Here is a 21,923-nt window from a genome sequence, read left to right as displayed (position 1 = left end):
TTTTTATGGTAATAAACCAATCCCTTGTAAGCCTTCGTCTTCATTAAAGCCAAACATAAGGTTCATATTTTGTACAGCTTGACCAGATGCACCTTTTACAAGATTATCTTGAGCCGCCAAAATAATGAGTTTATTTGGTTGTGGTTTATACAAAGCAATACGTAATTCATTTGCTCCACGCACACTGCGTGTTTCAGGTGAACTATTCGCAGGCATGACATCTACAAATTTTTCATTTGCATAGAAGTTTTCATACAAAGCTTGTAAGTCTGCTTGCTTACCTGCCTCAGTCAAGTCCACATAAATTGTACTCAACATACCACGGATCATGGGTACCAAATGTGGTACAAATAAAAGGCCATCAAAGCCACCTTTTTGCCCAGCAATATTTTCTAAAGCTTCGACAATCTCTGGATGGTGACGGTGACCTGCAACACCATACGCTTTAAAGTTATCGGCATTTTCACTGTAAATCATGCCTAAGCTTGCTTTACGGCCAGCACCAGAAACACCTGATTTTGCATCAATAATAATATTTTTGGTTTCAATCAATGCTTGTGCAGATTTTAAAAGTGGAGCCAAACCTAATTGAACAGTTGTTGGATAACAACCTGGATTACCAATGACTTGAGCCTGTTTAATTTTTTCACGATTTAACTCAGTTAAACCATAAACAGAATCTTTTAGTACGTCTGGGCACGCATGTTCCATGCCATACCATTTTTCAAATTGTTCAAGATTTTGCAAACGAAAGTCCGCTGCCAAATCAATAACTTTGGTCCCTGCTTCGATCAAATCTTTTGCATGCTGCATCGCAACACCATGTGGGGTCGCAAAGAATACAACATCACATTCTTTTAGTGCATCAATGTTTAAATCTGAAAATTGAAGATCTGTATGCCCACGTAAGTTTGGGAACATATCAGCAACTGGTTTGCCTGCTTCTGTACGTGAAGTCAGAACTCGAACCTGCGCTTTTGGATGTCGTAATAAAATACGTAATAGTTCAACGCCTGTATAACCAGTTCCACCAACAATTCCGACAGAAATCACGTGCATTACCTCAAATATTGAATCTATACTTGCGGTAGTATGACAGGATGTCCAGGCTTACAAAACCATTTCATGCTTGGTAATTTTAATTTTTTTATTTTTTAGCGTTAATTACATAGCACTTGCTGGTCTGTCAGAACTAAACAAATATCAGTAAATAAATACCAGATTCATTTTTGGAGAGCTAGGATGCTTGATCAATCAAAACAAACAAAGTTGTGCACTTATCTCGGCCTTAGTACTTTAATTTTAAGCGTAGCCCTTGTTGGATGTGGTGGTGGCAGTAGTAGCGGAGGTTCATCTAGTACCCCAACACCAACTGTGCCAACTCCTGAAGTTATGACAGATTTTACGCTTAAAACCCCTGTCGAAATGCGCAATGTTCAACTCAAAGTCTATGACAATACCGACAATAGTATTTTGATTGATACCCAAGTTGCCAGTTTAACAAGTTATAATATTAAACTTCCAAGTACCAAGTTGAATCGGCTTTATCGAGTAGAAGTCACAACTCAAGCTTCATCTCAAGTATTTGATCCAATTAATTCTAAATATGAGAATATTTCTGGCGTCTATCACGCTTTTATTACCCCAAGCTCAATAAGTAATAAAACTCAACTGATTAGTCCAAGTTCAGAAGCAATTTATCAACGCGCTGTAATCCGATCAGGACAACTTCCACAAGAAACGATAGATCCAACCCGTATTGAACAATCACATGTTGATTTGGCTTCTCAAGATGTTTACAACGCCCTTATTAGCGCGTTTAAAGATGCTGCCATCCCAAGCTTAAGCCCAGCCAGCCCACTGACTGTGCTAAATTTATTACAGTATTCAACAAAGCAACCAAGTAGTTATGTTGATAGCTATCTGAGCTTTGGATATTTACAATATTGGAATACGATTCATGGCAATGTAAATACTTATCAAGAACTGACTAATAGCCTTGCAACCGATTTAAAAGATGGATATTTAGACGGCAAAAAACTTATTGGTGACAATACAACCATGACACCTATTTTTAGTCCATCGCCAGATAATACTGACCCTGTAAAAAATACGCTTTTGGACATTGCAGCCAATCAAAAAGCAACTCGTGATTATTTTGCTACCAATTTAAAAGCTGCAACATTGCAATTAGCAGATTCGCAAAGTCAGTCTAGTTTAGATCAAACTGGATATGCTCTTTTGCAGAAAAAACTCTATTCTGGTGTTGTGCCTTCAGGAAATACGACTGATTTTTTCCGTATAGATGGTGCGGGTGATTACCGACGTGCTGTTGGTTTTAGTGGTATTACGGCGACTTGTAATGGTTCATCCTACCCGTGTAAACAAGGTTTAACCAGCATCAATATAGCTGACCCTAAACTTCCAGCCACCGACTATTTAGTCGGTCACTATGAAAATAGCGCATCGGGATGCCAACTTAATTTCCGTGCAAATGGCCAAATTGAGTTAATTCAAGGTTCACAAAGCTATCGTTCTGCCTTAAGCGCAGATAGTACAGACAACTTACTGCAAACAGACGCTGCAAGTTATAGCTACTTACTTAACTCAAGCTCATCTGAACCGAACAATTCAACGCAGCAATATAATTTTATACAGTTACACATTAAAGCAAACAAGATTGTAAGTGCTCAAGCAGGCCTTGATAGCCGCAAAGCACCGGATGTATTACAGACAACACAATTAGAATGTAGCTTTAACTAAGCTGTGACATACCACCATGCAGGCAATGGATTACCTTTTAATTGTCTGCGATGCTGCATATAGTGAGGGTCGAATTTTGCAACTTCGGCCCAAAATGCAGGGCTATGGTCGAAGTGTTTGGTGTGTGCTAACTCATGAATACAAACATAACGGGTAACGGGGGCTGGCATAAGAACCAGTCCCGCATGCAACATAATATTATGCTGACTACTACAACTTCCCCAACGTGTTTTAGGACGTCGAATTGCACACTCGGCATAACTTAACCGAGTTTTTTGGCTAAGCTCTGACAAAAGAAGTGGTAACTCTTGTTTGGCATAAGCAATCACGGCATTTTGTAAAGCTTGGTAAGGTTGTTGGTCTTTAATAAATAAATAATTATTTTCCCAATCAAACTGAAAAATGCGATGTTGCTTTTGCACCACAACTTGAAAAGGCTGTTCTCTATTGAAAAAAGAAATTTCTGAAGGAATCTCAAACGACGTAGATTGAACATGTTGCTGTTTACTCCACGTCTCGATCAGCCATTGTTCAGACTGCGCCAAAAACTGCTGAATTTGTTTCTTACTACAAAATAACGGAACAGTCAGTCGTATAGACGCAGGCTCAACACGTAAGCGCAATTTTCTTGCCCTTACGTGACGAACAATTTTAATTTCTGGCATTTCCACAGACATTACTGTGCAGTACGCTCTTCAATACCATTATTTGTCGCAACAATTGCAATTGTTGCAGGGTTTAACGCAAAAATACCGTTAGTCACAACACCTGGGATATTATTGATGGTCTTTTCCAAATCAATTGCGTTTAAGATGTTCAAATTAAATACATCTAAAATCACATTACCATTGTCTGTTACCACACCTTCACGATAAACCGGATCACCGCCTAAGCTGACCAATTTACGAGCTACAGCAGAGCGCGCCATTGGAATCACTTCTACTGGTAATGGGAAATCACGACCAAGTTGATCAACCCATTTCGAATCATCAACGATACATACAAATTTTTTAGCAATTGAAGCTACAATTTTTTCACGAGTTAATGCTGCGCCGCCGCCTTTAATCATATGCATGTGACGATCAATCTCATCTGCACCGTCAACATAAGCATCAAGGCTGCCTACATGGTTCATATCAACCACTTCAATACCTAATTTTTTAAGACGATCTGCTGTTGCTTGCGAACTTGCCACAGCTGCCTCTAATTGTAGTTCAGGTAATAAATCAATTAAAAAATTTACAGTACTTCCAGTTCCTACCCCCAAAATGCCACCTTTGGGTAAGTGTTTTAAAGCAGCTTTAGCAGCAGCTTGTTTCTTTTCATCTTGGGTTGCATATAGGCTCATTACATCACTCAACTATTTTTTGACATTTATGCGCCAATAAACGGCGCAAATGCACAAGGGTTTGCTACAATAATTTCCTATTTTAAACTGTTATAGGGAAGATGAACATGCTGTCTCGTGTGGTACGACAAATTTTACAAGCAACGGTTTATGATGTTGCAATTGAAACACCTCTCGAAGCAGCTCCACGAATTAGTCAAAAATTAAATAATACAATTCGTTTTAAGCGTGAAGATTTACAACCTGTTTTTTCTTTTAAATTACGCGGTGCTTATAACCGTATTAGTCAAATACCGAAAGACCAACTTGAGCGTGGTGTAATCTGTGCATCTGCGGGTAACCATGCTCAAGGTGTAGCATTGTCCGGTCAACGTTTAGGCATTCCTGCAATTATTGTTATGCCAAGTACAACTCCTGACATTAAAGTTCAAGCAGTTAAACGCTTGGGTGGTCAAGTTGTATTACATGGTGATAGTTTTGATGTAGCAAATAAATACGCTCAGCAACGTGCCGAAGTTGAAGGTCTTGTATTCATTCCACCCTATGACGATGAACTTGTTATTGCTGGTCAAGGCACAATTGCAAATGAAATCTTACGTCAATGGCGTGATGTAGAATATGTGTTTGTTGCTGTAGGTGGTGGTGGTCTAATTTCAGGCGTAGCAGCTTACCTTGGTGAAGTTGCACCCCATGTGAAAATTATTGGCGTTGAATATGAAGAGTCTGCTTGCTTAAAAGCAGCACTAGAAGCAAATGAGCGCGTAATTTTGCCACATGTAGGCTTATTTGCAGATGGCACTGCTGTTGCACAAATTGGTGCTTTGCCGTTTGATATTGTTCGTCTTCGCAAATCAGATAATTCTGGCCCAATTGTTGACCCAGACATTGTGACTGTAAATACAGATGAAATCTGTGCTGCAATTAAAGATACTTTTGATGAAAACCGTAGCATTGTTGAACCATCAGGTGCAATGGCGTTAGCTGGTATTAAGAAATATGTAGCTGAGCATAAAATTAGCGGTAAAAACATGGTGTCGATTGTTTGTGGTGCAAACATGAACTTTGACCGCTTACGTTACATTGCAGAGCGTACTGAACTCGGTGAACAACGTGAAGCAATTTACGCGGTTACACTTTCTGAAGAAAAAGGTGCATTCTTAGGTTTCTGCCGTGCCCTACAAGGCCGCAATATTACCGAGTTTAACTACCGCGCAAATAACACAGAAGAAGCACAAGTTTTTGTGGGTATTAGCTTAAAAGGTGGTGATGCTGAACGTCATGAAATTTTAGAGCAGCTTAAACAGCAAAATTATGTTGTCGATGACTTATCTGACGATGAAGTTGCTAAATTGCATATTCGTTACTTAATTGGTGGTCATGCCAATCTGGATGATGAAAGATTGTTCCGTGTTGAATTCCCTGAACGTCCGGGCGCATTACTCACCTTCTTAACTCGTTTAGGTCCAACCCACAATATTACCCTGTTCCATTACCGTAACCACGGCGCTGCTGAAGGTCGTGTATTGGTTGGCTTACAAGCAACAGATGCCAAACAAAATCCAGATGGCTTAATTGAAACTCTTGAGCAAATTAGCTATCCATATGCAGAAATTACTGACAATGTGGGCTATAAGCGTTTCTTGAAATAATTTTTAATTCTGATAAAAAAGCTGACAGATTTGTCGGCTTTTTTATTATTTAAGCCCAATATTTTCTATATTTACATTGCTTCTCTTTATCTCAAAGAAAATATCATTAAAAATAAAGCCCTAATTAAGTATAAAAGGTTATTTATGGCACAGTTCGCGGTCATCGGCTTGGGAAGTTTTGGAGCAACAGTTGCTCAAGAACTCACAAAATTAAATCATGATGTTATTGGCATTGATACAGTCAAAAAGAATGTTGAGAATCTTGCCGATGTTTTAACTCATGCTGTCATTGCTGATGCTACAGATGAACATGTACTAGATGAATTAAACATTCAAAATTGTGATGCGGTTGTTGTTGCAATTGGTGAAGATATTGAAGCCAGTATTTTATGTGTGCTGAATTTAAAAAATCTCGGTATTGATAAAATTTGGGTAAAAGCAAAAACCAAAGCCCACCACACCATTTTATCTCACCTTAATATCAACAAAATCATTCATCCTGAAGAAGATATGGGCGTACGTGTTGCTCAAGCACTCAATTACCCAATGGTAAGTCGGTACATGTCTTTAGATGATGATCACTATATTGTGAAAATTGACATTCCAGAGAAATTAAATGGCATTAACTTGTATGGGATTATGCAGCAAGCACCACAAGTTAAAACATTACTTGTAAAACGAAAGCAGCAGATTTTATTTGAAACTGAAGAGACTTTTACCTTACAAACGCATGATATTCTTATTTTAGAAGGTCATTTACAGCAACTTAAAAAACTCTCTAATTGTTTCCTATAAAAACGAATCAAAAAATATGTCTCTTAAGCCTAAACCACATAAAACATTAAATCTAAGTCCACCTTCTCTTTTAGCGCTGGGCTTTCTAGGCTTTATTGTCTTTGGCACATTATTGCTTAAACTTCCAATTGCCAATAACGGTCATGTGAGCTGGATGGATGCACTGTTTACGGCAACCTCAGCAGTCACCATTACAGGATTATCTGTTTTAAATATTCATGAATCTTTTACGCTTTTTGGGCAAGTCATTATTTTATTACTAATTCAGTCCGGTGGTTTAGGCTTCATGACTTTTGCCATTTTGGCCGCACTAAGCCTTTCGCCTAAAATTGGTCTTAAGCAGCAAATGATGGCCCAAGACAGCCTTGGCCAAACCAGTTTATCAAAAGTGACTTTTGTGGCTAAGGGGGTTGTAACCTACACTCTTCTATTTGAACTGATTGGAATAGTCATTCTCACGTGCGCATTTACGCCTGCTTTTGGCTTCGCTCGAGGTTTGTATTATGCAATGTTTTATAGTATCTCTTCGTTTAATAATGCCGGTTTTTCTTTATTTAATAACAGTTTAATGGGTTTTCAAAACAACTACGTAATCTGTCTTACGGTGAGTTTGCTTTACACAATAGGTGGACTTGGTTTTTTAGTTCTCATGGACATTAAACAAAATAAAAAATGGAAAAAACTTAGCCCAAACAGCAAACTGATTTTAACGACTATTGCCATTATTAATTTAGTCGCCTTTATTTTAATTTGGGCTATGGAAGCACAAAACCCTCATACCCTAGGAATGCTAAGCGTAGGTGATCAGGCTTTACATGCTTGGTTTCAAGCGACTGTTCCGCGATCTTCAGGGTTTAACACCATTGATACAGGTGCAATGACTAATAGTAGTTCTTTGCTTATGATGCTACTGATGTTCATTGGTGGTGGTTCATTAAGTACTGCTGGCGGTATAAAAGTGGGTACCTTTGTTATATTGGTTTTAAGTGTACTGTCTTTTTTAAGACGTACCGATGAAATCAGGGTTTTCAATCATTCTGTTTCCCACGAAACCACTTACAAAGCCTTAGCAGTTACCGCGATTACCAGCATCCTCATATTTATTGGGTTCTTTATACTTTTGCTGTTAGAACCGAAAGCCGACTTTATGAACTTATTATTTGAAGTGGTATCTGCAGCATGCACAGTTGGGCTATCTCGAGGGATTACACCAGACTTACATAATGGTAGCTTGTTTATCTTAAGTCTACTTATGTTTGCAGGAAGACTTGGACCGTTAACGCTGGCATATTTAATTGCTACTCCTAAAAAGAGCCGTCTCAAACATCCTCAGGCCAATATTCAAATTGGTTAATAAAAAAGCCGCTGTAAAAAGCGGCTTTTTATAGGTTTTAACTTAGTACCAGTTCATGAGTGAAACACCCAAACCTGCATAAGTTGCACGGTGGTTATAGTCAATTAAGCTTTCACCATATCCATTAAATAGCTGGAAGTGACCACGCAACTTACCACTGATTGGAAATGCCCAGTCAAACTGAACCGCACCATGAGAGTCATCACCACCTTTTAAAGAGTGACGTAGCATTAGCGAGAAGTCATTGTCTTTCCACTTATAAAAAGCGGTTAAATCACCTCGACCAATATAATCTTCAATATCAGGGTTGTTATCATCTTTACTTGCTTCGTTAATACGTACCCAAGGACGAAGCATTACGGCAAAATTACCGCGCTCTAAGCCCACATTAAAGATGACACGGTTCCAGCTACGAGATAACGGATCTGAACGACCATTTGACTGGTGATTTAAAGTTACACCCAATAAACGACCATCTAAACCAAGCAACTCATAGTTTGTTCTAAACATTAAGCTTGCTTCAGGCTCATAATTCGTTTCACGGAAAGGACGAGATTCTTCAGAGTTAAATGTCTGCCAACGTGATGATTGAGTATAACCTACCCATAAATCACCATTGTTACCGAAAATATTTTCCCAAGCTTTCGTTTTTAAAGAAATTTGAAATTTAGTTTCCGTAGATTTCAAATCTTGAGCTTCTTTAACGGTGTTATTGGGATTTGGGCTACTTGGAAATTCATTTTTATCGCTGGTCCAAAATACAGGCAGCAAATAGACAGGCTGATAAGCTCGAATGTTCCAAACACCAAGTTTACTTTTTTCAGATAACTCCCAACGTTGGTCTAATAAAGAAGTAGTAGGTTCAATTTTTGGAGCCTTCCCTATTACTTTAATATTACTAACCGTATCTACAACCTTCTCTTTAAATGTTTCAGGCTGAACAGCAGGTTTATCAATTTTCTTAACAGGCTCTGGTACTGCTGCAGCTTGAACAGCGGGTAAAGCTGATGGCTTAAATACAGAGTCATAACAAGCTAAGCGATCAGCATTTGAAGCAAGGGCAACACATGCATCTACGGTCGCAGGTTTTACAGGGGCTAAGGTGTCAGCATATGCCACCGACGCACATAAACAGCTAAGCAGGGTTCCCATACTTAGCTGTAAAGATGTGCGTTCAAATTGTCTGAACGCCATGTTCATCTCCAATTTTTATTTTAATTAACTTGTTTAATCGTAAAGCCCAGTTGTTGCAATTCATCACGTTTTGCAAAAGGTGCAACCACAGCTTTTACAGGTGTTTGTTCAATTAAATATTGACGCGCAACACGTTGTAAGTCTTCTAAAGTCACATGCAATAATCTTTCACGTAATGTACGACGGAAAGTTGGAGTTCTTGCATGTAACAATGCATAACATGCTGTAATTGCTTCACCAGCTGGTGAACCAGGTTTGTCCATACTCGCCACCAAACCAAGAATTGCTTCTTCAAGCTGATGAGGTTGTTGCTCTGTATTTAACAACCATTGCACGCTCGCTTCAAAGTCTTTAAACGTCTCAGCTAAACGTGGGTCACGGTAACTAAAGAAACGGAATGAACATGCATTTCCATCATAACTAGCACCACCACCATAAGCACCACCTTTTTCACGAATAGCACTGTGCAAGAAACCATTACGCAAGTAGGCTGCTAATACCATTAAAGGTGCTGCATCTGGATGAGATACGTCCACAGCTTGATATGCAGAAGCACAGAACTGAACATTGGTTTGAATTAACCATGCTTCATGTTCATTATCGTTTTCTTGCTCAACTTGAGTTAACTCAGTCGCTGCTGTATCAACGTTTAGCTTATCCCAAACATTTTGAATTTCTTCAACTAAACGCTCTGACTGGTGCTCTTCACATACCAACAAGAACTGTTTAGGTGCTTGCAATAATTTGGTATGGATATGCTTCAATTCAGCAATAAGTGCATCATAAGCGGCATCGTCTTGAGTAATCTTAGTAACAAGCTCGCCTAACCAGTTTAATGCACCTAAACCAGTGTTTTGATAGTCGCGTTGAGCCAATGCACTCATATTACGTGAGGCGATTTGCATTGCGTAGCTATGGCCCGCTCCAGATAAGCGAGATTGCCAACGTGTTTTACGTTGCTGTAACAACTCAATAATTCGCTCTTTTTCATCAAAACGAAGTTGTTCAAATGCTAATTTTAATAAATGAATCGCATCGAACTTCTGAGTTAAAGATTTAGTCGTTAAAGTTAACCAAGCACTAATTTTGTCTTTATCATCAACCTTACTACGTAGCGAAGCACCCATTCCTAAACCACCACTTACAGCTGTTTGTAAGTTTTGGAGTTCAAGATAATCGTACTCACCTGCACCAACCTCACCCATTAAAATAGAGAGCAAATTGAAGTATGGCGATTTAACCACATCATCAGGAATCTGAATGAGGACTTGTTGATAGTAAATACCATTCGTTCCGGCATGATACAAATTCAACGGCGTATCCATTCGATTACAGATAATTTCACGCAATTGACCTTGTACAATATGCAAGTCAGCTGGAACGTCTTCTAGACCTACTTTTGGTAACAGCTCAAGATTGTCTGGTGTATCTTGACGTTCTTGTAATGCCTTGGTTTTAGCAATGATCTCTGCTTTGTCTTCTTCAGTAAGCTTTTCACCAATCGCAGCTAAACGTGCTTTTTCAGCTTCTTGCTCTTTTACTGACTTAGTTGCATCAGGTACTAAAGTCATTTGTACACGGTGCGGGTTATCTAACAAATGTGTTTGAATCAGATTAGATAACCACATTGGGTCTTGAAGTTCTTCTTTGACCTGAGCAATCGCACTGTCAACATCCCAAATCTGAATTGGGTCGTTATGGTGAATAGCCCCACTTAAACCATTTAAGATCAGGCTTAAGCCATATGGTGTGCCGTCACCATTAATTTCACGTTGATGTAACTCAATTTGATGCAAAATCGCATCAACTAAAGCCGAATCAATTGGTTTTGCAGCCACTTCACGTAAAATGTTTAAAACACCATCTTTAAAGCTTTCTGCATACTCTGGGTTTGAACCTTGAACACCACAGTAGAATGTCATTTCAAAATTACTGTCATCTACGCCCATTAATGGACCAGTCGACTGAGCATAACCACAAGTTTCTAAATAATGACGTAGTGGCGAAGCAGAGTTTTCAAGTAAAACACCTTCGACCAAACGCATACCTAGACGTAGTTTGATATCACTCGCTTGTGGTAATAACCAAGACAATACATGGTAGGTTTTGTCTTTCAAATCTTCACCATCAACAGCATAAGTTTCAGTGACTTCAACAGGTGCCGTTAAGCGTTTTTCTGGTTTTGAATATAAAGTTGTACCCGCAGCAAACTTATGTAGAGCTAGTTTTTCAAATTGCTCTTGTAACTCATACGCCGTTTGGTTACCGAAGGTCATAAATACCGCATTACTTGGATGATAATGAGTTTTATAAAATTCGACTAACTGTTCATACGTTAAGTCAGGAATATCTTTTGGATCACCGCCTGAGTTGTAGTGATATGTAGTTTCAGGGAATAAATGATGAGCCAACTGATGATAAAGCTGGTCAGACGGTGCACTCATCGCACCTTTCATTTCATTGAAAACTACGCCTTTATATACGGGCTGATCATTTTCAAGTTCAATGCGAATACCTTCTTGAGCAAAATCAAGAGGATTTAAATTTGCTGAAAAAGCAGCATCAAGATAAACAGAGAGTAAGTTTTGGAAATCTTTCTTATTTTGCGTTGCAAATGGATATGCTGTCCAATCTGCTGCTGTAAACGCGTTCATAAATGTATTTAATGAACGGCGAATCATTAAAAAGAATGGGTCACGAACAGGAAATTTTTCAGATCCACATAAAGCGGTATGCTCTAAAATATGTGCTGTTCCTTTAGAATCCATCGGTTGTGTTCTGAACGCAACAAGGAATACATTTTCATCATAATCAGTTGCCAAGTGATAATGCACCGCACCTGTGACTTTATGCTTATATTCAGACACTAAAATATCTAATGCTTCAACATGGTGCTGACGTAGCAACTGAAACGCAGGGTGAACAGTTTGAGAAATGGTTTCAGTGACATCTACAGTCATGTGATCTCCTAACATATCGGATAAGTGAATAAGTCTCATTATAGCCTGAGTCGGCTTGAGATTGGCGAACAAAAGCCCAGTAAAATACTATGTTTTTGTTGAGTATTAGTTTTCATGGGCATAGCTTTGATATCAAGCACATAGCCCGCATCATTGTATCCTAGCAGAACAAAACCTTTTAATACTATCTATATCCTATACAACAAATAAAAAAGCTCATCATTTCGATGAGCTTTTTTGATATTTTTTTAATTAAAAACGATAGCGAAGAGCAACTTGTGCATTTAATGGGTCACCCATCATGTTTGAATCATTTGCTCCACTATGACCTGAAACAAAATAATCGCGATCAAACAAGTTATTTAAGTTCAAGTTCACATCATAACGTTCACTTTGATAACCTAAGGCCGCATTCACAACTGCATAACCTGGTAAAACGTTTTTGTTATCTGGTGCACTAAAGCGCGATGATTCACCACGACCACCTACAGCCGCATACCAATGATCATTAATTTGATATTTTAACCACAGGTTAGCAGTGTTGTTTGGTGTAAGCGCTGAGTGATTCCCCGTAAATCCAATAGTCGACTTTTCAATCTTACCATCCATATAAGAATAGCCAGCTAGCACTGACAACTGATCAGTCAACTGACCTGTTAACGAGAGTTCAACACCTTTAGTTTTTTGCTCACCCGCTAACAGTGCTTGATTTGGATTAGCCGGATCTTGGTTTTGAATATTAGTTTGGCTCATTTCAAACAAAGCCAATGTCACATTCAATTGATCATTTACATCCCACTTCGCACCCACCTCATAATTTTCAGTTTTTGTGGGACTTAAATCAGCACTATTTGTATATAAAACAAATGAATCAGCTAAAGGCTGGAAAGAACGGTTGTAAGAAGTATAAAGTGAAAGATTGTTTACTGGCTGATAAACCAATCCGATTCGTGGAGAGTAAGTGTTATCAGTTCTATTTAATATTTGAGGCTTTACTTTATTATTACGATCTTGTGATAGATTGTCATAACGTAAACCAACTAAAACTTTAAGCTGATCTGTCACTGTCATTAAATCTTGTAAATAGATGCCGTAGTTTTCAAAAGTATTACTATTATTAGTTCCCGCAGCTACACTTGTATCTAATGGAGCCCAATTTTCGAGCTGTGGATTAAATATGTTCGTAATTTGACGAGCTTTACTCCACACCAGTTCGTCTTTATGTTGCTTGCTATATTCGGCACCAATTAAGGTATTGTGCTTTAAGAAACCTGTATTAAATAAAGCGCTCAACTCTTGTTGAACATACACACCATCTTCATTACGCAAGCGCTTATTTTGAGTCAAAGTAATTTTTGATTTATCAGCAGGATGCGTATCAACACTATATTGACGGTCTAATGAGTAGTTATAGTGGCGAACTGCACCATGATATTTGAGTTGATCATTAAACTCATGATCCAAACTTATAGTTTGACTTGAGATTTCAGTGTCAACATCCCCGACTTCTTTACCGTTTAATGCACCATAAAAAGTTTTAGGATTTGTCTTAACAGGTTTACCTGTAATTGGATCTGTCGGGAAGCCTTGATCAGCTAAACGATCATCATGCAAATAGTCAGCCTGAAGTAAAAGTTTAGTTTTATCGCTAATATCCCACTGTACTGATGGAGCCACCGCCTGACGTTTTAAAAAGGCCTGATCACGATAACCATCTGAGTCTTCAACTGCACCAGTTAAACGAACCTTAACATTCTCTGCTACTTTTTCATTCACATCGACTTCTGCACGGCGTTGACCTGTAGTACTACCAATCAGGCTCACTTCACGCAAAGATTGATCCATTGGTTTTTTATTAATTTTATTGACCAAACCACCCGCTGAACCACGTCCATATAATACAGAAGCAGGTCCTTTTAGTACCTCAACTCGTTCAACATTCGACATATCACGAAAATACAATGCATCATCGCGAATACCATCTACATAGTTATCTGTGATTGCTGAGAAACCGCGGATCATGACTTGATCACGCTGTCCATCACCAACACTAAAGCTCAAACCAGCAACGTTTTGCAAGGCACCTTGCATAGAAGTCACAGTCTGCTCTCTTAGAATTTGTTTAGGTACGACATTTACAATTTGAGGAACATCTTTTAATTGCATAAGTCCTTTAGTTGCACTTGATGCTTGTCCCACTTCTTGTTTTAAACTGATTTCCTTCTCAGCTTTGACTGAAATTGTTGGAAGGTTGGTTACCGCCTGAGAGTCTGTCTCTGCAGCATATACTTGGCCTGTTATAACCCCAACTGACGAAATAAATAAAATAGAACGTTTCATGTAAGTTCGCTATGAATAATTTCAGGCGAAGTTTCAATGAAATACTATACGTTTGTAAATATTATCAAGAATCATTATTAATTGATAATACTTATTAAAAAGAATATTTCAATTGCTTAGGCAAACAATAAAACTCTGCTAGCCGCTGAATTACCTGAATTTTATTCAACAAACTACAGCAAATGTGAGCAATGGTGTAAACTTATCGATCTGATTTTTTATTCTGTGACAACACATATGGCAACTGTAGATCTTTTTGCAATTGGTAATGCATTAATCGACCAAGAATTTAAAGTGTCTGATGATTTTCTTAGTCAGCAAGGCTTACAAAAAGGCACAATGCAGTTGTCTGACGGTGAAACACAATCTGCTTTATATGAAAATTTAAAGCAAACTCAAGATTATAAAGGCCAAGCAAGTGGCGGCTCTGCTGCAAACACAACTGTAGCCTTTAGTGCATTAGGTGGTAGCGCTTTTTATGGCTGTCGTGTTGGTCATGATCAATTAGGTAAAATTTACCTACAAGGTCTAAATGATGCAGGCATCCAAACCACGCCAAAGTCAATCAGTGAAGGTGTAACAGGTACCTGTATGGTACTTATTAGCCCAGACTCTGAGCGTACCATGCATACCTATTTAGGTATTACGGCTGAACTCTCTCAAGATCAAATCGATTTTGAGCCACTTAAAACAGCAAAATGGCTTTATATCGAAGGTTACCTTTCTACAAGTGAAACAGCTCGTAAAGCAGTAAAACAAGCACGAGAAATTGCAAAAGCTAACGGTGTTAAAATCGCCTTATCTTTATCAGATCCAGCAATGGTTCAATATGCCCGTGAAGGCTTAGAAGAACTTATGGATGATGGTGTAGATTTATTGTTCTGTAATGAACAAGAAGCTTTAATGTATACCAATACCGCTACAGTTGAAGATGCTCTCACTCAATTGCGTTTTAAAAACCATACTGTTGTGATTACGCAAAGTGCAAAAGGTGCTCTAGTTGCAAATCCAACCCAACATTTCCATGTACCAGGCCGTCATGTCGAAGCTGTAGATACAAATGGTGCTGGTGATGCTTTTGCGGGTGCATTCCTTTATGCATTAAACCATCATGAAGACTTGACTGCTGCTGCACAGTTAGCCATCTTAATTTCGAGTGAAGTTGTGTCTCAATTTGGTCCTCGTTTAGCCATTAATGACTATGCTAAACTTCTCGAAAATTTTCAGAAGGAATGTGCTTGAAATGGAAAGGATCTGTATGACGGAAGAAGTTCCTGAGCGTGAAGCTAGAGCTTTTGACACTTTACAAGGAACTACTATTTTCATTACACAGCGTGATGGCTCATTCTATGCCTATCAGAATTTATGCCCACATTTACAAACCGAACTTGAATATTTAGAAAATCAATTTCTAGACCAAGACAAAGAATATATTCAATGCTCTACTCACGGTGCTTTATTCAACGTGGAAACAGGCCAATGTATTTCAGGTCCTTGTTTAGGTGATTTTTTAAATAAAGTTGAGATTAAAGTACATTCAGATGGCGGTATTTATATCGTAGACTGAGATCATCAACATTAGAGTTTCTACCATGGCTGATTTCTTTTTTAATTATTATCTTATGCCATTTCATTTAAGTGTTGTGGCTTTGATATTGCTCAGCGTGGTAGAAACCATTGGTATGTATATTGGGTTACGCCCAAGCCAACTACTAAAAAAAATTGCACCAGATTGGCTTACTAACTCGCCATTACTGAATGTTAAGTTTTCTAAAGCTCTAATTTTCGTTTTTTTACTTATTAATTTCAGCTTTGCAGGTTATTTCTTACAACTCTCTTTCTTTGCAATACAGCATTACTTTATTACTCCTTTTTATTTAATTATTCCTGCGCTGGTCATCGCAATCTTTTTTACAGTATTTATGATCCACTGTCTTGACCAAGTGATTAAACCAAAGCTTACCCATACCAATTACAATCTGTTAGGACGACTAGCGACGATTTCCAGTGGCAGTGCTAGACCCGGTTTTTCAGCTCAAGCGCGTGTCCGTGATGAGTTCGGCCAACTACACTATGTACAAGTTGAACCAGAATTTGGTGAGTTAGAACTATATTCTCAAGTGATTCTTATTAAAGTTCATAAAAGCCATTACGTTGCCAAGAAAATTTCTCTCTCAAACGATCTTTTCGCTCCTGATTAATTATTTTTAATTTCTGTAGCCTTTCATCGCTTTTTACAGGCTTTATTACTTCTCTCTATCCTATTATTTTCTTTAATTAAAATTAATCCAACTATTTTAGTTTGAAATAAAATCACCTTTATTATATCCAACCATTTTAATCAGAATTAAATTTAACCATACTATTTTAATCAACTTAATATATTTATTTACAAGTGTTTTAGTTGGATTTAATAATTAATTCAAACCATTTTAGTAAGATATTTTATTTAGAATTATTTAAAAATATAAGATGTTGTTTTTTATAAATAAAACTATTAAGTTTTTATTTAAAATATATTTATTGTTTATTTTTAATATATTTTGATTAATAATGAAATTAATATGTATCGAGGTTTATTTTATGAGCCTTAAAAATCTAGATATTAATGCCAAATTAGTTAGAGAAATTACGATTATTCTAATAATTAAAGTCGTGCTTCTCTTAACAATCAAACATATTTGGTTTGATGCTCCCACTATCCCCAAAAATTTCGACAATCAAGTCGCTGAGCATATTGCAGGCGATAACACTTCCCACATTAAGGAGACACGTTGATGATTTCTGAAAGCGTGGTTGATCTTTCGCGGTTCCAATTTGCGATGACCGCAATGTATCACTTTCTTTTCGTACCTTTGACCCTAGGCCTTGCGTTTATTCTGGCCATTATGGAAACAACTTATGTGGTATCTGGTAAAGAAATTTACAAAGATATGACTAAGTTTTGGGGAAAATTATTTGGTATTAACTTTGCCTTAGGTGTAACTACAGGCTTAACCATGGAGTTCCAATTCGGGACAAACTGGGCATATTACTCACACTATGTAGGTGATATTTTCGGTGCACCACTGGCAATTGAAGGCTTAATGGCATTCTTCCTTGAGTCTACATTTATCGGTTTATTCTTTTTTGGATGGGACCGTCTGAGCAAAGTACAACATTTAGGTGTCACTTGGTTAGTTGCTCTTGGCTCTAATATGTCAGCTCTCTGGATTTTGGTTGCGAATGGTTGGATGCAAAACCCTGTCGGCGCAGCATTTAACTTTGAAACCATGCGTATGGAGCTTGTTGATTTCGGCGCTCTTATTTTCAACCCTGTTGCACAAGTAAAATTTGTACATACTGTTTCTGCTGGATATGTAACAGGTGCGATTTTCGTACTCGCGATTTCAAGCTATTACTTGCTTAAAAAACGTGATCTTCCTTTTGCTCGCCGTTCATTTGCAATTGCCGCGATTTTCGGACTTGCTTCTACACTTTCAGTGATTTTGCTCGGTGATGAATCTGGTTATGAGCTAGGTGATGTGCAAAAAACTAAACTCGCTGCAATTGAAGCCGAGTGGGATACTCACCCTGCACCTGCGCCATTTACTTTATTTGGTGTACCAAATCATGAAGAAATGCGAACAGACTATGCAGTTAAAATTCCTTATGCATTAGGTTTAATTGCAACTCGCTCAACAACTAAAGAAGTCACTGGTTTAAAAGATCTAATGCAACAGCATGAAGTCCGTATCCGTAACGGTATGCTTGCTTATGCTGAACTTGAAAAACTACGTGCTGGTGATCGCTCACCAGAGTTATTAGCTTCATTTGAGAAAAACCAAAAAGATTTAGGTTATGGCCTACTTCTTAAAAAATATGCACCAAATGTCGTAGATGCAAGCGAACAAAATATTCAAGCCGCTGTCAAAGACACTGTTCCAAATGTGACTGCATTGTTCTTCTCTTTCCGTGCAATGGTTGCATCTGGTTTCTTAATGTTGCTTCTTTTCATTTTAGCGACTTGGGCTGTTGCAAAAAGAAATGCTGAAAATAAACCTTGGTTACTCAAATACGCATTGTTTGCATTACCTCTTCCGTGGATTGCGGCTCAAACAGGCTGGTATGTCGCTGAAGGAGGTCGTCAACCTTGGTCTATCGGTGAGATTTTACCGACACACTTATCAACTTCGAGTTTAAGTACAGGTGATGTATGGGGCTCAATCCTCGCGTTAGCAGCGTTCTATACAGTCCTTTTAATTATTGAAATGTACTTAATGATTAAATTTGCTCGCTTAGGACCAAGTTCTCTTCACACTGGTAAATATCATTTTGAAAAACAAGAGCCGAAAGCATCTGTTAATGGGGAGGTTTTATCATGATTGAATACGAACTCCTAAAAATCATATGGTGGGTGTTAGTTGGAGTCTTGCTCATCGGGTTTGCTTTAACCGATGGCTTCGATATGGGCTCAATGGCACTTATGCCTTTTGTTGGTAAAACTGATAACGAACGTCGCGCTGCTATCAATACTATTGCGCCTCATTGGGATGGTAATCAGGTCTGGTTTATTACCGCAGGTGGCGCATTATTTGCAGCATGGCCAATGGTTTACGCAGTTGCATTCTCAGGAATGTACTGGGCCTTATTACTTGTGCTATTTGCCCTATTCTTACGCCCTGTAGGTTTTGACTATCGTTCTAAACTTGAAAATACACAATGGCGTAATTCTTGGGACTGGGGCCTTTGTATTGGTGGTGCTGTCCCAGCGCTTGTGTTTGGTGTCGCATTCGGTAATTTATTTTTAGGTATTCCTTTTAGTTTAGATAGCACATTACGCTCTGAATATTCAGGTAGCTTTTTTGCTCTTCTTAACCCGTTTGCCTTAGTTTGCGGTATCGTCAGTTTATCTATGCTGTGTGCGCACGGCGGTGCTTGGCTTATGCTTCGCACGGACGGCGCTTTGAAACAGCGTTCTGCCAAAGCCACCCAAATTATGGCAACAGTATTCTTGGTTTGCTTCCTTGTAATTGGGGCATGGTTATACTTCGGTCAAGTTCCTGGTTATAGCTATGCTGCTGCAATTGATCTAAATGCTGCTCTCAATCCTTTAGCTAAACAAGTCGTCACAAATAACAACCCAGGTTGGATGAACAACTACACCAGCTATCCAATCACGAAGGTTGCTCCAGTTGTCGCAATTTTAGGGGCAATTCTTGCCTTCTTTACAGCATCAAAAGCAAAAGCAAGTTTAAGCTTTGCCGGTACAAGCTTAATGATTGTAGGTGCAATCTTAACTGCTGGGTTTGCTCTCTTCCCATTTTTATTGCCATCGAGTATTAGCCCAAACTCGAGCTTAACAATGTGGGATGCTGTATCAAGTCATCGTACTTTAGGCGTGATGACAGTTGCTGCATGTATTTTTGTTCCAATCATTTTGCTCTATACAACTTGGTCGTATTACAAAATGTGGGGCGTGATTACCAACAAACATATCGAGTCAAACTCGCACAGCTTGTACTAATAAGGAGAAGCAAATGTGGTATTTCGCATGGATTCTTGGGATTTTGATGGCATGTTTTGCAGGTGTATTGAGCGCTCTTTATATCGAACACCATCAAAATTTGGATGAGGAATAAAGCATGGCAAACGCAATGACAGCATCAAATCAAAGAAAAGCTCAAGCATTTGCAATGGCCATTTCATTTCTGTTGGCATTGCCGCTTGCTGCAATTTTACTGGTTCATCCTTCACTGATGTTAGATGCAAACGGACACTACAATCATAGCCAGCTTATGCTGGTCATGGTGGGGATTTCCGGAGGCTTCATTTATGGTGTTGGTTTTGTACCCCACTTCTGGTTATGGAAATGGTTATTTAGTCCATGGGTAGCTTGGCCTCTCATGCTTTTAGGCTATTACATCTGGTTTCTAACCTAAACAAAAAGGACCTCATTTGAGGTCCTTTTTCATTTCAATTAGTTTAATAGATAATAATTAATTCGACTGCTCAGCTAACCAAGCCATAAATTTTTGACGCTCAGCTTTAGAAGATTTTTGCCAAATTTCGACCAAACGCTGATCATTCGTTTGTGTCACACCTGCCGAAGGTACTGTTACCGCAATAGGTGCAGCAACTTGAGCTGTAGTCGGTTTTGCAGCAGCATACACAGCGTCAGGTTGTTGCTTAGATGATTTAGTCGTGAAGTCAGTAACCTTACCTAACAAGCCTGTTGCAAACCAAGGTTTTGCTTCATTATTTGCACCAGTTTGTTGAACAACTAGTTCATTATTTGAATTATATACAGCGACTGTTGGTTGCTCAGCATATTTTTTGGCTTGTTCAAATTCTTTTGGAGCGCCTACCATTGCAAGCTTATAAGTTTGACCATCTTTTAATGTTGGTGTTTGAATTGTAACAACTCCAGACTTAACAATATCGTGTTCACCATTTAGATGTTCAAAGTATTCTTGATAACGCACACTTAGGTTCGTTGTACCGGCATCAACTTTGTAGTTATTCTTAGAAGAACGAAATAATCCTGAATTGACTTCTTGACCATTCACCGCAAGGATTACAATTTCCTCTGGTGCTGTAATTGTAACTGCTGAAAATACTGAACCGCTGAGTAATAAACCAATCGCAGCAACACTTAATCTTAAAGTCATCTGTTCACGTCTCTATAATATTTAATAGTTTCTAAAAACATGAGCAATATGCAATATGATTATGACGATTTTATGACACTTGTTCTTTTGGCGAATCTACACTTAAAAATTTTAAAATATATTGTTGAATTATAATAAATATCTATTTTGATCATTAATTTTAAACACATAAAAAAAGAGTACCTAAGCGGTACCCTTTTCATTAACTAAAATTAGTTAAATGTTTTGAAACGGTCTTCATCGCTAATGAATGCTTTTTCACCAGCTGGTGCTTCAACAGAACCAAATACTAACTGAGCACGTAATTTCCAAGTTGCAGGTACATCAAATGCTTCAGCAGCATCGGCATCAACAACTGGGTTATAGTGTTGTAAAGACGCACCTAAACCAAGTTCTGAAAGTGCTGTCCAAGTCGCAAACTGAGCAATTGCACTTGAATGTTCAGACCAAACTGGGAAGTTGTCTGCATATAATTCAAATTGCTCTTGCAAGCTTTTAACAACAGCTTGATCTTCATAAAATAGTACTGTACCGACACCTGCAACAAAGCTATCAATCTTTGCATTTGTACCAGTGAACGCATCTGCAGGAACAATTTTACGTAGCGCTTCACGAACTAAATTCCAAAATTTAGCATGTGATTCACCATAAAGGGTTACTACACGTGAAGATTGAGAGTTGAATGCTGATGGACTATGTTTAACCGCTTCACGAATTGTTTCTTCGATTTTTGTGCGATCTAATGCAACATTTTTACCAATTGCATAAATAGTACGACGGTTTTTAATTTTATCTAAGAAAGTAGACATTTTGTTATTTCCTACCTATTTGATTGACCATTGGCCGTTGTTTGGGAATGAATATAGTCTA

The 21,923-nt window shown here is 38.3% G+C and carries 20 protein-coding genes; 12 read left to right on the top strand and 8 right to left on the bottom strand.

Translation table 11 applies throughout. From position 1 onward, the window contains the following. Positions 1-3: 3 nt before the first annotated feature. Positions 4-1,059, bottom strand: coding sequence for an N-acetyl-gamma-glutamyl-phosphate reductase (gene argC / locus ACG59Z_RS10965; protein WP_081401274.1), 1,056 nt, complete (start codon positions 1,057-1,059; stop codon positions 4-6). A 183-nt stretch (positions 1,060-1,242) separates the two neighbouring features. Here argC and ACG59Z_RS10960 point away from each other — a divergent pair, with 183 nt between their 5' ends. Beyond that, positions 1,243-2,763 carry a hypothetical protein gene (locus tag ACG59Z_RS10960; protein ID WP_400199318.1) on the top strand — a complete coding sequence of 507 codons (1,521 nt, stop codon included), beginning with the start codon at positions 1,243-1,245 and terminating at the stop codon, positions 2,761-2,763. Here ACG59Z_RS10960 and ACG59Z_RS10955 read toward each other — a convergent pair. Then, on the bottom strand, positions 2,760-3,440 hold the full coding sequence (locus tag ACG59Z_RS10955) for a SprT family zinc-dependent metalloprotease (protein ID WP_400199316.1): 681 nt from the start codon (positions 3,438-3,440) through the stop codon (positions 2,760-2,762). The two genes, ACG59Z_RS10960 and ACG59Z_RS10955, sit on opposite strands and share 4 nt — an antisense overlap. Continuing rightward, a complete protein-coding gene (gene rpiA, locus ACG59Z_RS10950) occupies positions 3,440-4,111 on the bottom strand; it encodes a ribose-5-phosphate isomerase RpiA (protein WP_000061060.1) in 672 nt (223 codons plus the stop codon). The genes ACG59Z_RS10955 and rpiA overlap by 1 nt, the downstream gene beginning before the upstream one ends. A gap of 101 nt (positions 4,112-4,212) precedes the next feature. On the opposite strand from rpiA, the gene ilvA reads away from it, so the two are divergent. From ilvA to ACG59Z_RS10935, 3 genes are all read left to right on the top strand, one after another. Next, positions 4,213-5,760: a threonine ammonia-lyase, biosynthetic gene (gene ilvA, locus ACG59Z_RS10945; RefSeq protein ID WP_400199314.1), complete on the top strand. Its 1,548-nt coding sequence runs from the start codon at positions 4,213-4,215 to the stop codon at positions 5,758-5,760. Between the two features lie 144 nt (positions 5,761-5,904). Beyond that, positions 5,905-6,555: a TrkA family potassium uptake protein gene (locus ACG59Z_RS10940; RefSeq protein ID WP_311070804.1), complete on the top strand. Its 651-nt coding sequence runs from the start codon at positions 5,905-5,907 to the stop codon at positions 6,553-6,555. 16 nt (positions 6,556-6,571) lie between these two features. Beyond that, positions 6,572-7,909: a TrkH family potassium uptake protein gene (locus ACG59Z_RS10935; RefSeq protein ID WP_263613853.1), complete on the top strand. Its 1,338-nt coding sequence runs from the start codon at positions 6,572-6,574 to the stop codon at positions 7,907-7,909. Positions 7,910-7,951: 42 nt separating this feature from the next. Here the strand turns inward: ACG59Z_RS10935 and ACG59Z_RS10930 are convergent, their stop codons facing one another. The 3 genes from ACG59Z_RS10930 to ACG59Z_RS10920 form a co-directional block, all read right to left on the bottom strand. Beyond that, positions 7,952-9,103 (bottom strand): phospholipase A, encoded by a 1,152-nt coding sequence (locus ACG59Z_RS10930; protein ID WP_263613854.1) that lies wholly within the window; start codon positions 9,101-9,103, stop codon positions 7,952-7,954. A 20-nt stretch (positions 9,104-9,123) separates the two neighbouring features. Then, positions 9,124-12,063: an insulinase family protein gene (locus ACG59Z_RS10925; protein ID WP_400199311.1), complete on the bottom strand. Its 2,940-nt coding sequence runs from the start codon at positions 12,061-12,063 to the stop codon at positions 9,124-9,126. A 252-nt stretch (positions 12,064-12,315) separates the two neighbouring features. Then, a complete protein-coding gene (locus tag ACG59Z_RS10920) occupies positions 12,316-14,403 on the bottom strand; it encodes a TonB-dependent receptor (protein WP_400199309.1) in 2,088 nt (695 codons plus the stop codon). Positions 14,404-14,640: 237 nt separating this feature from the next. Between ACG59Z_RS10920 and ACG59Z_RS10915 the strand changes: the two genes are divergently transcribed. The 8 genes from ACG59Z_RS10915 (at position 14,641) to ACG59Z_RS10880 (ending at position 20,324) form a co-directional block, all read left to right on the top strand. Next, complete coding sequence (locus ACG59Z_RS10915) at positions 14,641-15,645, top strand: adenosine kinase (protein ID WP_400199307.1); 1,005 nt, start codon at positions 14,641-14,643, stop codon at positions 15,643-15,645. A 16-nt stretch (positions 15,646-15,661) separates the two neighbouring features. Beyond that, positions 15,662-15,970 carry a Rieske (2Fe-2S) protein gene (locus ACG59Z_RS10910; protein WP_400199305.1) on the top strand — a complete coding sequence of 103 codons (309 nt, stop codon included), beginning with the start codon at positions 15,662-15,664 and terminating at the stop codon, positions 15,968-15,970. Between the two features lie 25 nt (positions 15,971-15,995). Beyond that, positions 15,996-16,604 (top strand): OB-fold-containig protein, encoded by a 609-nt coding sequence (locus tag ACG59Z_RS10905; protein ID WP_086377691.1) that lies wholly within the window; start codon positions 15,996-15,998, stop codon positions 16,602-16,604. A gap of 382 nt (positions 16,605-16,986) precedes the next feature. Beyond that, complete coding sequence (cydP, locus tag ACG59Z_RS10900) at positions 16,987-17,181, top strand: cytochrome oxidase putative small subunit CydP (RefSeq protein ID WP_004701293.1); 195 nt, start codon at positions 16,987-16,989, stop codon at positions 17,179-17,181. Next, positions 17,181-18,767: a cytochrome ubiquinol oxidase subunit I gene (locus ACG59Z_RS10895; protein ID WP_400199302.1), complete on the top strand. Its 1,587-nt coding sequence runs from the start codon at positions 17,181-17,183 to the stop codon at positions 18,765-18,767. The genes cydP and ACG59Z_RS10895 overlap by 1 nt, the downstream gene beginning before the upstream one ends. After that, a complete protein-coding gene (cydB, locus tag ACG59Z_RS10890) occupies positions 18,764-19,909 on the top strand; it encodes a cytochrome d ubiquinol oxidase subunit II (RefSeq protein ID WP_400199300.1) in 1,146 nt (381 codons plus the stop codon). Before ACG59Z_RS10895 ends, cydB begins: the two co-directional genes overlap by 4 nt. A 13-nt stretch (positions 19,910-19,922) precedes the next feature. Beyond that, positions 19,923-20,024 carry a cytochrome bd-I oxidase subunit CydX gene (gene cydX / locus ACG59Z_RS10885; protein WP_000270276.1) on the top strand — a complete coding sequence of 34 codons (102 nt, stop codon included), beginning with the start codon at positions 19,923-19,925 and terminating at the stop codon, positions 20,022-20,024. A 3-nt stretch (positions 20,025-20,027) separates the two neighbouring features. Further along, a complete protein-coding gene (locus tag ACG59Z_RS10880) occupies positions 20,028-20,324 on the top strand; it encodes a cyd operon YbgE family protein (protein WP_086377694.1) in 297 nt (98 codons plus the stop codon). A gap of 57 nt (positions 20,325-20,381) precedes the next feature. On the opposite strand, the gene ACG59Z_RS10875 is transcribed toward ACG59Z_RS10880, so the two are convergent. Together ACG59Z_RS10875 and ACG59Z_RS10870 are read right to left on the bottom strand one after the other, a co-directional pair. Then, the gene (locus tag ACG59Z_RS10875; RefSeq protein ID WP_400199297.1) at positions 20,382-21,053 is read right to left on the bottom strand and encodes a DUF2057 family protein; all 672 of its coding nucleotides are present in this window, start codon (positions 21,051-21,053) and stop codon (positions 20,382-20,384) included. Between the two features lie 212 nt (positions 21,054-21,265). Beyond that, positions 21,266-21,862: a nitroreductase family protein gene (locus ACG59Z_RS10870; protein ID WP_400199295.1), complete on the bottom strand. Its 597-nt coding sequence runs from the start codon at positions 21,860-21,862 to the stop codon at positions 21,266-21,268. Positions 21,863-21,923: the final 61 nt, after the last annotated feature.

This window comes from Acinetobacter sp. ABJ_C1_1 (genome assembly GCF_044684115.1).
Taxonomy (GTDB): domain Bacteria; phylum Pseudomonadota; class Gammaproteobacteria; order Pseudomonadales; family Moraxellaceae; genus Acinetobacter; species Acinetobacter nosocomialis_A.
The sequence above is the reverse complement of the archived record's forward strand: the minus strand, read 5'-3'. Positions and strand labels throughout refer to the sequence as shown.